General features: G+C 42.8%; 11 protein-coding genes. 9 read left to right on the forward strand and 2 right to left on the reverse strand.

Going from position 1 to position 13,322, the window contains the following annotated elements:
- Positions 1–45: 45 nt before the first annotated feature.
- Both infB and MSMAS_RS11980 read left to right on the forward strand, forming a co-directional pair.
- Positions 46–1,821, forward strand: coding sequence for a translation initiation factor IF-2 (gene infB, locus MSMAS_RS11975; RefSeq protein WP_048046994.1), 1,776 nt, complete (start codon positions 46–48; stop codon positions 1,819–1,821).
- A gap of 120 nt (positions 1,822–1,941) precedes the next feature.
- Positions 1,942–2,352 carry a 30S ribosomal protein S6e gene (locus MSMAS_RS11980; RefSeq protein WP_011034380.1) on the forward strand — a complete coding sequence of 137 codons (411 nt, stop codon included), beginning with the start codon at positions 1,942–1,944 and terminating at the stop codon, positions 2,350–2,352.
- Positions 2,353–2,503: 151 nt separating this feature from the next.
- Here the strand turns inward: MSMAS_RS11980 and MSMAS_RS11985 are convergent, their stop codons facing one another.
- Positions 2,504–2,758: a hypothetical protein gene (locus MSMAS_RS11985; protein WP_048038864.1), complete on the reverse strand. Its 255-nt coding sequence runs from the start codon at positions 2,756–2,758 to the stop codon at positions 2,504–2,506.
- A 901-nt stretch (positions 2,759–3,659) separates the two neighbouring features.
- Here MSMAS_RS11985 and MSMAS_RS11990 point away from each other — a divergent pair.
- The 7 genes from MSMAS_RS11990 to MSMAS_RS12020 all read left to right on the forward strand — a co-directional run bounded on the left by MSMAS_RS11990 (position 3,660) and on the right by MSMAS_RS12020 (position 11,831).
- Positions 3,660–5,339 carry an ABC transporter substrate-binding protein gene (locus MSMAS_RS11990; RefSeq protein ID WP_011034378.1) on the forward strand — a complete coding sequence of 560 codons (1,680 nt, stop codon included), beginning with the start codon at positions 3,660–3,662 and terminating at the stop codon, positions 5,337–5,339.
- A complete protein-coding gene (locus MSMAS_RS11995) occupies positions 5,317–6,180 on the forward strand; it encodes a class I SAM-dependent methyltransferase (protein WP_011034377.1) in 864 nt (287 codons plus the stop codon). Before MSMAS_RS11990 ends, MSMAS_RS11995 begins: the two co-directional genes overlap by 23 nt.
- A 27-nt stretch (positions 6,181–6,207) precedes the next feature.
- Positions 6,208–7,191 carry an ABC transporter permease gene (locus MSMAS_RS12000; protein ID WP_011034376.1) on the forward strand — a complete coding sequence of 328 codons (984 nt, stop codon included), beginning with the start codon at positions 6,208–6,210 and terminating at the stop codon, positions 7,189–7,191.
- A complete protein-coding gene (locus MSMAS_RS12005; protein ID WP_011034375.1) occupies positions 7,188–8,117 on the forward strand; it encodes an ABC transporter permease in 930 nt (309 codons plus the stop codon). The genes MSMAS_RS12000 and MSMAS_RS12005 overlap by 4 nt, the downstream gene beginning before the upstream one ends.
- A gap of 2 nt (positions 8,118–8,119) precedes the next feature.
- Complete coding sequence (locus MSMAS_RS12010; protein WP_011034374.1) at positions 8,120–9,841, forward strand: dipeptide ABC transporter ATP-binding protein; 1,722 nt, start codon at positions 8,120–8,122, stop codon at positions 9,839–9,841.
- A gap of 236 nt (positions 9,842–10,077) precedes the next feature.
- Positions 10,078–11,070, forward strand: coding sequence for an ATP-binding cassette domain-containing protein (locus MSMAS_RS12015; protein WP_048041125.1), 993 nt, complete (start codon positions 10,078–10,080; stop codon positions 11,068–11,070).
- The gene (locus tag MSMAS_RS12020) at positions 11,067–11,831 is read left to right on the forward strand and encodes an ABC transporter permease (protein WP_011034372.1); all 765 of its coding nucleotides are present in this window, start codon (positions 11,067–11,069) and stop codon (positions 11,829–11,831) included. The genes MSMAS_RS12015 and MSMAS_RS12020 overlap by 4 nt, the downstream gene beginning before the upstream one ends.
- Positions 11,832–12,337: 506 nt before the next feature.
- Here the strand turns inward: MSMAS_RS12020 and MSMAS_RS12025 are convergent.
- Positions 12,338–12,997, reverse strand: a complete 660-nt coding sequence (locus MSMAS_RS12025; RefSeq protein ID WP_011034371.1) for a YIP1 family protein — start codon at positions 12,995–12,997, stop codon at positions 12,338–12,340.
- Positions 12,998–13,322: the final 325 nt, after the last annotated feature.

Raw genomic sequence — 13,322 nt, forward strand, 5'->3', positions numbered from 1 at the left:
TGGACCTGCAGCAAATAAGAAGCGGGAATGAGAGAGGTTCTGTATATGACCGACAAGAAAAACCTAAGGACTCCTATAGTCTGCGTGATGGGGCACGTTGACCACGGGAAAACCACCCTGCTTGACAAGATCAGAGGCACTGCGATTGTCAGCGGGGAAGCCGGTGCTATTACTCAGCACATAGGAGCAACCGAAGTCCCTATAGATGTGATTATCGATAAGCTCGGAGACCCCAGGCTCAGGGACCGCTTTATGGTACCGGGGCTGCTTTTTATTGATACTCCGGGGCATCACGCTTTTACAACCCTCTGGAGCAGAGGAGGCGCACTTGCCGACCTCGCAATTGTGGTCGTTGACATAAACGAAGGTTTCAAGCCCCAGACCTACGAGAGCTTGCAGATCTTAAAGCGGTTCAAGACTCCTTTTGTTGTCGTTGCCAATAAAATCGACAGGATAGGCGGCTGGGTTTCACAGAAAGACATGCCTTTTGCTGCTACTTTCAAGAAGCAGTCCAGTGATGTCCAGGCACGGCTTGAAACAAAGCTCTACGAGGTAATAGGTGAACTTTACAACCAGGGGTTTGCAGCAGAACGCTACGACAGGGTCACAAACTTCCAGAAAACCCTTGGAGTAGTTCCTGTAAGCGCTTTTACAGGGGAAGGTATTCCTGATGTCCTTATGGTGCTTCTGGGTCTTGCCCAGAAATTCCTTGAGGCAAACCTGCAGTACAGCGCCAAAGGTCCGGGAGTAGGGACTGTCCTTGAGGTAAAAGAAGAAAAAGGACTCGGAGCAACCCTTGATATTATCCTTTACGACGGTACATTGAAGAAAGGAGATACTGTTGTTATCGGTAGCCTTGGCGAGCCAATCCGGACAAAGGTAAGGGCTCTTTTAAAGCCGAGAGAACTTTCCGAAATCCGTTACGAGAGCAAGTTCCAGCAGGTGAGTAAAGTAACTGCTGCGGCTGGTGTTAAGATTTCGGCTCCTGGCCTTGAAGGCGCACTTGCAGGCTCTCCCATAAGGGTTGCAACGGAAGATAACCTTGAAGAAATTGCATCCCAGGTAAAGTCCGAGATTGATGAGGTAAGGATTGATACGGGTTCGGTAGGGATCATGATTAAGGCTGATACCCTCGGTTCCCTTGAAGCCCTTGTCCATGAGTTCCAGAAAGATGAAGTCCCTATCAGGAAAGCTGAAGTAGGAGACATTTCCCACAGGGATGCGGTTGAGGCTTCGACAGTTGAAGACCCCCTTTACTCGGTGATTATAGGTTTCAATGTTAAGGTTCACCCTGATGCCAGAGATTTCCTGCAGGAAAGCAGTGTAAAGGTGTTCACAAGTGACGTTATTTACCGTCTGGTTGAAGATTACCAGAAATACGTCAAAGAACAGCAGGAAAAGGCTGAAAAGAAGATTTTCGAAACAATAATCCGTCCCGGAAAGTTCAAAATCCTTCCAGGATGTGTTTTCCGGCAGAGCAAACCTGCAGTTGTCGGGGTAAGAGTGCTTGGGGGAGTTGTTCGGACAAATACGGATGTTATGCTTGAAAACGGAAACGTTGTGGGCAAGATCAAAGGTCTGCAGTCCGAAGGGGAAAATATTCCCTCTGCAAAGGTAGGCAAGGAAGTTGCAATGGCAATTGAAGGTGCAACCGTAGGCAGGCAGATCAAAGAAGAAGATGTGCTCTACGTTAATGTGCCTGAAAGGCATGCCAAAGTCCTTGAGCACGAAATCTATGAGTCCCTTTCAACCGATGAAAAGGAAACCCTTGATATTTTCCTGACACTTAAAAGGAAAGACAATCCTTTCTGGGCAAAGTAAAGGCTGATATGCAGGCAGAGCATATTCAGGATGCAGCAGGACGGGTAAGAATTCCGGATAACTCAGATAAAAAGCAAGGTAAAGGAATTATTAAAAATAAATCTGATTGGAGGATTTCACATGGCAAATTTCAAAGTTGTAGTTTCTGATCCAAAAGAAGCACGTGCTTACCAGATCGATATTAAGGATGCTGAAGCAAACGCATTAATCGGAAAGTCAATTGGGGACGTTGTTGACGGTTCCATTTTCGGGCTCGCCGGTTACAAAGTCCAGATTACCGGTGGCTGCGACGGCAGCGGTTTCGTTATGAAGCCGGACCTTCCGGGCCCCAGAAGACAGAGAATCCTTACCGCAACAGGTGTAGGTTATGTTCCCAAGCTTCCGGGACAGCGCAGGAGAAAAATGATGCGCGGAAAGGAAATTGCTCCCGACATAGTCCAGGTCAACGCCAAGGTAGTCGAATACGGAAGCAAGTCCATAAAAGCCCTTCTCGGCCTTGAAACCGCAGAAGAAGCTCCAGCAGCAGAATAATTTCAAATTCCGCCTTCGGGCGGGATTTAATAACTCTTTGATTTTCATTTGTAAATTCTTTTTTTTCTAACTCTTAAGTTTTTTTACATTCTTTGCGCTTTTTGTATCGTATTACTAACTGCGCATAGTTAAAATTGTCTGATTTCACTGATCATTTATTAGCAGCTTCGCGGTAAGTCCTGATAAATTCAATGACAGACACAAAAATTAACATTAAAATTCCGATGTTGGCCAATGAACCCAAAAACATACCCAGGAAAGGATAGTTGACTCCAATTGATACATTTTTTCCGCTTATATGAGAGAATAAAACAATTATAAAGAAAACTAGCGCCAGAACCATATAACTGAATACTATGATTTTACCCGCTTTTTCAATATTTTTTAGATCTAATATATGAGGCATTATAACCCTCTATTATGAGTTTAAGGGAACGACACAAACTCAGTAATCTATAACATAAACCCAGTAATCTATAACATAAATTCAGTAATCTATACACACTTTAATCCATCATATTATTCCTCAGTTTTCCAGCAGCAGAATAATTTCAAATTCCGCCTTCAAGCGGGATTTAACAATTCTCTGGTTTACTCTTATCTGGTTCCTTTTTACATTGTTTTACACATTTTTAAATTATTTTATCACCAGACTCCTGTTCTCTACCAAACGAGCTTTTAGCTTTATAAGCCCATTTTACTTGGATGAAAGTGCTCTCAAGTACTTTCATTTTATGGACATGTTATTCGAAGAATATCATGTGCGTTTTTATATATGCCATATTAAGTCAGTAATATGTTTTAACTTTATAATTCTATTTTAGATTGATAATCTCATTTTAGCTTTAATTCCAGTTTAGCTTTATAATCCCGTTTTAGATTGAGAATTCCAGTTTAGCTTTATAATCCCGTTTTAGATTGAGAATTCCATAATTTCAGTTTAGCTTTATAATCCCATTTTAGATTGAGAATTCCATTTATGCTTTCATCCGGTTCACAGCGCAGATTTCCGGCTCTCTTTTTATTTTCCGGTTTCCAGGACATTGAGTCTACTGCAGATTAAATCGCAGTATTCGGTATGAGTTCAGGCCAAAAAACATCCATTGATATATTAAATTATATAATTAAATTCAGAACTTAAGTATAAGCTGATTATATTAAATTATGATATCTGCAATATATTTATTGATTATAAGATCATTTAGTAATACTCATATATGTTTAGGTATTAACACCTACGTGCTATCAGTATTATTATTCATATTACAGGTTATTTGTAGTAATTTACAAAAATAGGGTGTTCTTTAATGGAGAAAAAAAAGTTACTGACATTATTTTCTGTTTTCCTGACAGCCCTGGTCGTAATTACGGCTGGCTGTTCTGATAAGGACAGTGCTCAGGCTGGAACAATGGGTGGAAATTCGCTGGCAGAGGAAACAGTGGTTGAGAATGGTGATGAAGGTTCACAGCATGTTGATGTTGTTTATCTGAGCGGCGGAGACTGCGGCTATCCACAGCCGTTCACAATATATCCGAGAGGTCCGGGGTCATCAAAAGTTGGGATGATCTTTGACAGCCTGTTAGAAAGAGATGAAATTGGCATAATCCCCTGGCTGGCTGAAAGCTGGGATGTCAGCCCTGATGGAACAGAATATACGGTTCATCTCCGCGAAGGTGTCGTGTGGAGTGATGGAGAACCTTTCACGGCAAATGATGTTAAATTTACTTTTGATTATGAGCAGAAGAATGTGCCTATCTCAGGTGGAATTGAGGCAGGAGTTGTAAATAATGTTCAGGTTGTGGATCCCGGTACGGTCAAATTCGTACTTAACCAGCCTGTTTCAACCTTCCTGTACAAGCTTACCGGTTTTAGAATCATACCCGAGCACATATACAAAGATGTATCGGACCCTGCCAGTTTCCTTGATCCAGAAGCGGTTACCGGTACCGGCCCGTTCATCCTTGACCAGTACAACAAAGAACATGGGACATACCGTTTTGTAGCAAATGAGAATTTCTGGGGACCGGAAGCTACCGTTAAATCCGTGGAATTTATTCCGGTCAGCGACCCGCTTGTAGCTTTTGAACAGGGAAAAATAGATTTCACAGGGGTATCACCCGATACTCTTGACCGGTTCAAATCGGACTCTGACATAAGAATTGTGCAGCAGCCAGCTTTCTGGGGTTACCAGTTTTATTTCAACATGAAAAAATGTCCTGAGCTTAATGACAGCCTGGTAAGACAGGCTTTTGCTTACGCCATTGACCGTGATGAACTGGTAGAAAAGATCGCAAGAGGTGCCGGAAAAGCCGGGAAAATGGGAATCCTCTCAGAAGACCACGTCTGGTATAACCCTGACCAGCCCGGGTACAGCTATGACCCGGATAAAGCCGGAGCATTGCTCGAAGAGGCAGGATGGTCTGATACGGACGGGGATGGAATACGTGACAAAGGCGGAGAAAAACTGTCATATGTACTATCCCTTAGCAGCGGCGAAGTCCGTATAGGCGAACTTATAAAAGAAAGGCTGAGTGAAGTGGGAATTGATGTTCAGGTGAAGTCCCTCGAGAGCAAATCCCGCGATTCCAACCTGAAGAACGGAGACTTTGAGCTTCTGATCAGCGGCTTTGGAGGCTGGGGACAGGATGCAGATTATCTCCGTACAAGGTACTGTGATACGGATTCACAGTCATCAAACAGTGTGTCATCCGGAGCAGCAGTGTATGGTTACCACAATGACACCCTGAACGCCCTTGGTACCCGGGAACTGCAGGAACTTGACGATGATAAACGTAAAGAAATAGTATATGAGATGCAAACCGTAATTGCGAATGATGTGCCTGCAATACCGCTCTATTATACCACATCGTACGATGCATGGAGAATTTCAAAATATGACGGCTGGATGAATATGTACGACCACCATGCGAGGACACACAGCATTCTGTCGTATCTTGAGAGGGATGGGATTGCAGAAAAAAGATAACCTCAATAACCTGATCGAATGCTGGAAAAAAACTGCCAGCGATGCTCTTAACATCCGGGATGAGGGCAGGATGGCAGATTTCTGGAATAAGCGTTCCGAGAACTATGCCAACAATATTGGCAAAGATAATAGAAAGAAAAGAACCGATGAGATTCTCGAATTTCTTGAGGAATCCGGTTTTGATCCGGAGGGTTCCAGAGTTCTGGATATCGGGTGTGGGCCCGGTACCCTTTCTCTCCCTCTTTCAAAGCTTGGAGCAGAGGTGACCGCACTTGACATATCTTCCGGAATGCTCAAAAGACTGAAGGATACTGTAAAAGAAGAATCACTCCCGGTAGATGTCATAGAAACTTCCTGGTGGACGGCAGACATAGATTCCCTGGGCTTCCGGGACAGGTTTGACCTTGTGATTGCATCCATGACTCCCGCGATAAAAGATATTGAGAATTTTGATAAGATGATGGCATGCTCGAAAAATTTCTGTTACTACAGCAATTTTTTGAGAAGAGGAGAGGACAGAGCTTACCGTGAGATCCGGAGCTCAATACTCGGGGAAAACTCTGCGAACAATATGAATGGCATGACTTTTCCGTTCATGTATCTTTACCTTTCAGGCTACATGCCATCTGTCAGGATCAACCACTCGGAATGGAAAGAAGAAACAAACTGGAGAGAAGCTGCAGACCAGGCAATAGAGTTCATCGGGAGGGGCAGGGATTTTGATGAGGAAACAAAGGAAAAAATAAGGGATTATTATCAAAACGCCTCTCAGGATGGGATCTACCGTTCCAAATCCGATGTATATACCGGCATGATGGTCTGGGAAGTTAACGGCAAATGATCGGATAATGAAGGGGCAGATGATTGGATGGAAAAGGACAGGAATTCGTTTATTTTCAGGTTATTATCGACCCTTTTTGTAATTCTTGCCATAAACTTTTTTCTTCCAAGAATGATGCCAGGTGACCCTTTCGCAACCACTTCCGCGGATGAGGTAGGGGAAGAAATTATTGTAATGACAGAAGAGCAGCGCCTTTATTACCTGAACTATTACGGGCTTGACAGACCCCTGTATGAACAGTTTTTAGTATATATAAAAAATCTGATGACTGGAAATCTGGGAAAGAGCATTTATTACAAAATGCCTGTCAGCGACGTAATACTGCTGCATCTCCCCTGGACCGTGCTGATTGTCATGGGAGCGACTGTAATAAGTACAGTCTCAGGTGTGCTTCTCGGGACACTTTCGGCTAAAAACAGGAAAAATGGAAGTGACAGGATTATGATGACAGGTATGATAGCTTTTGCAGAAATTCCCTCATTTCTGCTTGGCCTGATCCTTCTTCTTATTTTCAGTGTGCACCTAAGGCTTTTCCCACTTGCGGGTGCCATTACTCCCTTCGCAGATTATACTGGTCTGGCAGAACAGGCATGGGACATACTGTATCATGCCTTCCTTCCTGTTGTGACCCTCTCCCTTTCCCAGCTGACCGGAGTTTACCTGCTAACCAGAAATACTCTGATTACAGTGACCACAAAGGACTACATCAGGACTGCGAGAGCCAAAGGCCTGGGAGAAAAAACCGTATGGACACGGCATGCTCTCAGGAACGCACTTCTTCCTGTGGTGACAAGGACAGGGTTTATGATCGGAATAATGATGGGCGGTGTTGTGCTGGTTGAGAGTGTTTTTTCCTATCCCGGGATAGGGATGACACTCAGAAGTGCTGTAATCGGCAGGGATTATCCTCTTATCCAGGGAATTCTGCTGGTAATTGCAGTCTCCATACTCGTCTGCAACCTGATGGTTGACAAAATATACGGGAAACTTGATCCGAGAGTTGTGGTATGATAAAGGATGTTGCTGCCTCTGGAAATGCCAGAATTATTTCATTTGCTCAGGCGTTAAATATTGACAAATTTGTAAGCGGTACAGCTGAAACATTTTCGAAGTTCAGCACTGAAGGTAAAATTGCTGTCTTTGGCATCATCTGTATCATTTTAATGGCAGTTTTTGCTCCTGTGATAACAATTTATCCCCCCCAGAAGATTACAGGGAATTCACTTGAACCCCCAGGTCCGGAACACATACTTGGAACGGATGAACTGGGCATGGACATCTGGTCACAGATATGTTACGGGGCAAGGATGAGCCTTACAATAGGGCTTGCAGTAGCGTTTGCGGCAGGTTTTGGAGGAGGGGCTGTCGGGATACTGGCAGGATACATAGGAGGGAATGTTGACGAGGCACTGATGAGAGTAATCGATATAACAATGGCTCTCCCGAGTTTTCCTCTCCTTATCGTAATATCCGCTTTTCTCGGACCGAGCATTCTTAACGTAATTCTTATTCTTGTCCTTTTCAGCTGGGCAAAACCCGCACGAATTGCACGTTCCCAGACCCTGGCATTAAAGAAGAACGACTACATCACTGCAGCCCGAAATTACGGTGCAAAACCATTTTACCTGCTCTGGAGGCATATATTTCCCGAAGTTATGCCTGTCCTGCTTGTGCTTGTAATCGGTATATCCTCACACGCAATCATAGCCGAAACTGGGCTTGCTTTTCTGGGGCTTGGGGACCCTACTTCCAAGAGCTGGGGGATGATGCTTAACCATGCAACCGGCTTCAGGTCGATATATTTTACACCCTACTGGCAATGGTGGCTGTTGCCTCCGCTGTTTATGCTTATTTTCCTCCTGCTCTGTCTTGCGTTCATAAGCAGGGATATGGAAAGGATACTTGATCCCAAACTAAAAATAAAGAAAGGTTTCTGATTATGAGTCTGCTTAAAGTAAATGACCTTAAATGCCACTACATAACTGACATTAACACGGTCAGGGCTGTAGACGGAATTTCTTTTGAAATTGAAGAGGGAGAAATTCTTGGCATTGTAGGGGAATCGGGAAGCGGCAAAACCACTGTTGCACTGAGTATCATGGGGCTTTTGCCGGAAAATACAGCCGTTTCCGGTGAAACTCTTTACAGGGACCATGTAATATCTTCTTTGCCTGAATCAGAAATGGACAGGTTCAGGTGGAAAGATATTGCAATAGTTTTCCAGAACAGCCTGGAAGTGATGAACCCGGTTCTGAAAGTGGGCTTTCAGGTAATGGAACCGATGATAAGGCACCTTGGTATCAGCCCGGAAAGAGCCCGGAGTAAATGTGCTGACCTGTTCAGGACTGTAGGCCTTGATCCTGAATGGATGGATTCATTTCCTCACCAGCTCTCAGGGGGCATGAGGCAGAGGGTTCTTCTGGCAATGGCACTTTCATGCGATCCGAAACTGCTGATCCTTGATGAGGTTACCTCTGCACTTGATGCATTTACCCGAAAGGAGATAAGGGACCTTCTGGTAAGCCTGCAGAAGAAGAACGGGTATACGATGTTAATGATCTCTCATGACATCACTTTTGTGTCTTCCGTGGCGTCCAGGATTGCTGTTATGTATTCGGGTAAGGTTGTGGAAACCGGACCTGTAAGGGATATTCTTGTATCTCCGCTTCACCCTTATACCAGAGGCCTTGTTCATTCGACCCCTGATATTTTTGTGTATAAGGACTTATGGGGAATTCCCGGAGATGTTCCGGCAGGGGATGGGTTTAACGGCTGTCCTTTCAGCCCGAGGTGTACACAGAAAATCGGTATATGCAACAGTGTTTCCCCTGCCCTGAAACCAGCAGGAAACGGGAGAGAAATCGCGTGCCACAGAGGAGGCATAGCAGGCATTATGGTAGCCAGAAACCTGAGCTTCAGTTATCGGCTGCCGGACGGTGGATATCTTCAGGCAGTAGAGGATGTTAGCCTGGAAGTGAGGGAAGGGGAGGTTCTTGCAATTGTCGGCCAGACAGGTTCAGGAAAGTCAACACTTGCACATATCCTTGCAAACGTAATAAAACCCGAAAGGGGAGAGGTCCTGTTTATGGAAGGGGATGTCAGGAAAGGAAAATACGGAAACAGGGTCAATGGCATTCAGATAGTATTCCAGGACCCGTTCAGTTCGACAAGCAACAGGTTTACCGTGCTTGATGCGGTCAAAGAGCCCCTTTATATCAATAAGATCGGGTCCAATGGAAACAGATTGCAGATGGTTAAAAGTGCCCTTGAACTTGTTCGCCTTCCCACAACAGATAATTTTCTCAGGAAATACTGCGGGGAACTCAGCGGCGGGCAGAGGCAAAGGGTTGCACTTGCAAGAGCAATGGTTATGGAACCGAAACTCCTTATCGCCGATGAGATAACTTCGGCTCTGGATGTCTCAACCTCTGCAAATATATTACGCCTTTTAAAAGGACTTCAGAACAGGAGAGGGTTTGCAATGATATATATTTCACACGACCTCTCCCTGACTCTGAAGATTGCTGACAGGATAGCAGTTATGAATTCCGGAAAGATTGTAGAGATGGGAAATTCACATGACGTTATGCTTTCGCCCTCTGATGAGTATACAAAAAGGCTTGTAGGATCAAGAATAGGGCTGTGCTGTCACAACCATTGAGTTTTACAGTCTTATTCATCAATTTAAATTTTTACTGCTTCTTTTATAACTAAGGCAAATTTAAAGAGTAAATTTTAAAGAGTAAATTTTGGAAGAATGTTTTGAAAGGTAGATTTTGAAAAGTGAACTTATGATGATTTTGAAAGGTAGGTTTTGAAAAGTGAACTTATGATGGTTGTTCTAAAATTCATGTTTGAAGGTTTTGTTTAAATTCATGTTTGAAGGTTTTGTTTAATATGAGTGCGATAATGGTTAAAGAACTGACAAAAAGATTCGGGGAGTTTACTGCTGTTGACCGGGTCTCATTTTCGGTTGAGACCGGGGAGCTTTTCGGTTTATTAGGCCCCAATGGTGCGGGAAAAACGACCATAATCAATATGCTGACCACTCTTCTTCTTCCTACGGCAGGCGATGCTGAAATTGCAGGGTATGACCTTAGAAGGGATCCTGCCAGGGTTAGAAATAATATCGGGATAATATTTCAGGACCCTTCACTGGATATCGGGCTTACAGGGAGGGAAAATCTTGAGTTTCATGCCATGATGTACAGCATCGTGTCAGATGAAAGGGAAGAAAGAATAAGGGAAGTCCTTGAGGTTGTGGGCCTGTCCGATAAAGCTGATATTCTTGTTGAATATTATTCGGGCGGGATGAAGAGACGGCTTGAAATCGCAAGAGGGCTTATCCACTACCCGAAGGTTCTGTTTCTGGATGAGCCCACTCTCGGGCTTGATGCGCAGACCAGGAGATCAATATGGGACCATATCAGAAAGCTGAACCGGAATTACGGGACATCTGTCATACTGACCACACATTATATGGAAGAGGCTGATTACCTCTGTGACCGTATTGCGATAATTGACCAAGGAAAGATAATTGCACTTGATACCCCCTCAGGACTGAAAAAACGTCTTAAAGGAGATTGTGTCAGCCTGGATATTGAAGGAAAGGTTGACCTCATCGCTTCTGCACTTGGGAAGAAAGAATGGGTGAAAGAAGTTGCCCGGAACGAAAAAATGCTTGACGTAATTATATCGGATTATGAAAAAAATATTCCTGATATTTTTCGGACTGCTTCCAGCCTGGGAATTGGGATCAGATCGATAAATTTCAGTAAACCAAGCCTTGAAGACGTTTTTCTCCGCCTGACGGGTTCGACAATAAGGGAGCAGGAAGGAAGCAGGCTGTCAGTCAGGCGTGAGCGTATGAGAAGGAGGATGCTCCGGTGATTCAGGGAAAAGTCATCTATGTCCTCTGGCGGCGTGAGATGATAAAGTACTTCAGGGCAAGGTCAAGGGTTGCGGGTGCTATTGGCATGCCGGCTTTTATGCTGGTATTTCAGGGAATGGGCTTTAGAAAAGTGGAATTTCCGGGCCTGCCCGACTCGATAGGATATTTTCAATACCTGGTGCCGGGCATTATAGGGATGACCCTTCTTTTTACGGCTGCTTATGCAGGCATGAGCGTCATAATGGATAAGCAGTTTGGGTTTTTAAAAGAAGTAATGGTGACGCCTGCAAGCAGAATCTCTATTGTCCTCGGGATGATATCCGGAAGTGCAACCACTTCACTCATTCAGGCACTTATTATTATGATGATGTCGGTATTACTTGGTTTCAGGCTGCCTCTTATTCCTGCAATTCTGTCCTCTCTGGTGATAATGGTTCTTATATCGATGATCTTTATAAATATAGGATTGATTCTGTCATCCGTACTGAAAGACTTTCACGGGTTCAGCACGGTTATTAATTTTATTGCGTTCCCTCTGTTTCTTTTATCCGGGGCTTTATTTCCGGTCTCAAATTTGCCAGCCCCAATCAGGATTCTGTCTTATTTTGATCCGCTGACATACGGTGTGGATGCTTTAAGGGGAGTATTGATTGGTCATTGTGAATTCTCAATTGTTCTGGATGTATGTGTCCTTTTAACACTCTCGGTCCTGATGATCTGCGCCAGTGGTTATTTCTTCCAGAGGGCAGAGATGATATAAATGTGTGCCTGTAAAGGAAGAGCCAAGTTTTGTTTTAAACCAAAATAATTCTGAACTTCTCAGGCCAGGACCCGGGGTCTGAAGAACTGTTATAAAAAAAAATAGCAGTCAAAAAAACATCATAATATAATTTATCCAGAATATTTTGTTGTCCAGAATATTTTGTTATCCAGAATATTTTGTTATCCAGAATATTTCGTCAAAAAAGTAAGGTTATGAGGATGCTTTATCACCCTCAGGATCATGAAATGCCTAAATTTTTATATTAATTTTTAAAGTTATTTAGAGAAGCTGCTTTCCAGCTCCATCGCCGGATTTGCACTCGTAAACTTCTGTGATCTTCATGACAGCAAGGGCTTTTGCAGAGAATTTGTCTACATGCTCCAAATCATTTTTAGCAATTTTCTAAAAATTTGGAACTAAAAATGAAAATATTAGCCCAAGTAAATTTGAAGTATACACCCTATCAGACATGATAATACTCCTTTTGTTTTGTTGTTACAGAATTAAATGCTTCCTGAAGTAAACAGGAATAAATATAATAGGTAAACAACGTACAGGCCTACTGGAATACCGACAGCAAGGGTGGCATTTTTAATTGACATATTTCGCGCGTGTAAAAGTGCAAATACCCATATGTATGCAGACAGTAAGAGGCATAAAATTCCAACTATTTGTGAGGTATAATACAGGGGATTATTTGAGAACATCTGTGTTGTACTTTCAGCTATAAGCTGCGGGTCCTGTAATGAAAAATCTATCGAAGGTGTAAGTTTGTATGTTACAAAAACATTTATTAAACTGCTAAATATTTTTGGCACAAATCCATAACCTACAAACTCTAACGTCCTTTTGAAAGAACCTTTTGATTCAAACACATATGATATTGAATATAAAATTCCAGCTACTATAACCCAGATTAGAAAGACCCAGATCAAACCCCAAATGACACCGAAAAGAATTGCTGTAGTCGATATATATGAACTCATCTCAGAAGGAAGCAGTCCACGCAATTGATTCATAGCCAGAAAACTTGAAACCATTGCAATTACAGCAACTACAAGTAATATCAATACAGGATACTTAAGATCGACATCATTTCTCGACTTTTCCTCGAAAAATGAATTTGGATCAAATAACAGATTATTCAGGTTTAAATTATCCATATTTTTCACATTATTGCATATTATATGTAATGGTTGTCACATGATTAATAAATATTATTATATGTTAATCAGTTTTTTAGATTTTACTTCTTATTTTGTCTTTTATCTTACGACTTAAATCATAATCCATAATCCAAAAAATATGAGCACAAGTCCACTGATTTTTTTCAGATATATTTTATATGAACGGACCTGTTTAGGTAAAGTATAACCCCCTATCAAACCAACCCCAATAAAAGGAGTTAATACTCCGCCACTGAAAGCAAGCAATAGAGCCAGATCATTAACAGTCCCGTTTGTAATAGTTTTACAATCTCGTTTGTAA

The sequence above is a fragment of the Methanosarcina mazei S-6 genome (assembly GCF_000970205.1).
Lineage (GTDB): Archaea > Halobacteriota > Methanosarcinia > Methanosarcinales > Methanosarcinaceae > Methanosarcina > Methanosarcina mazei.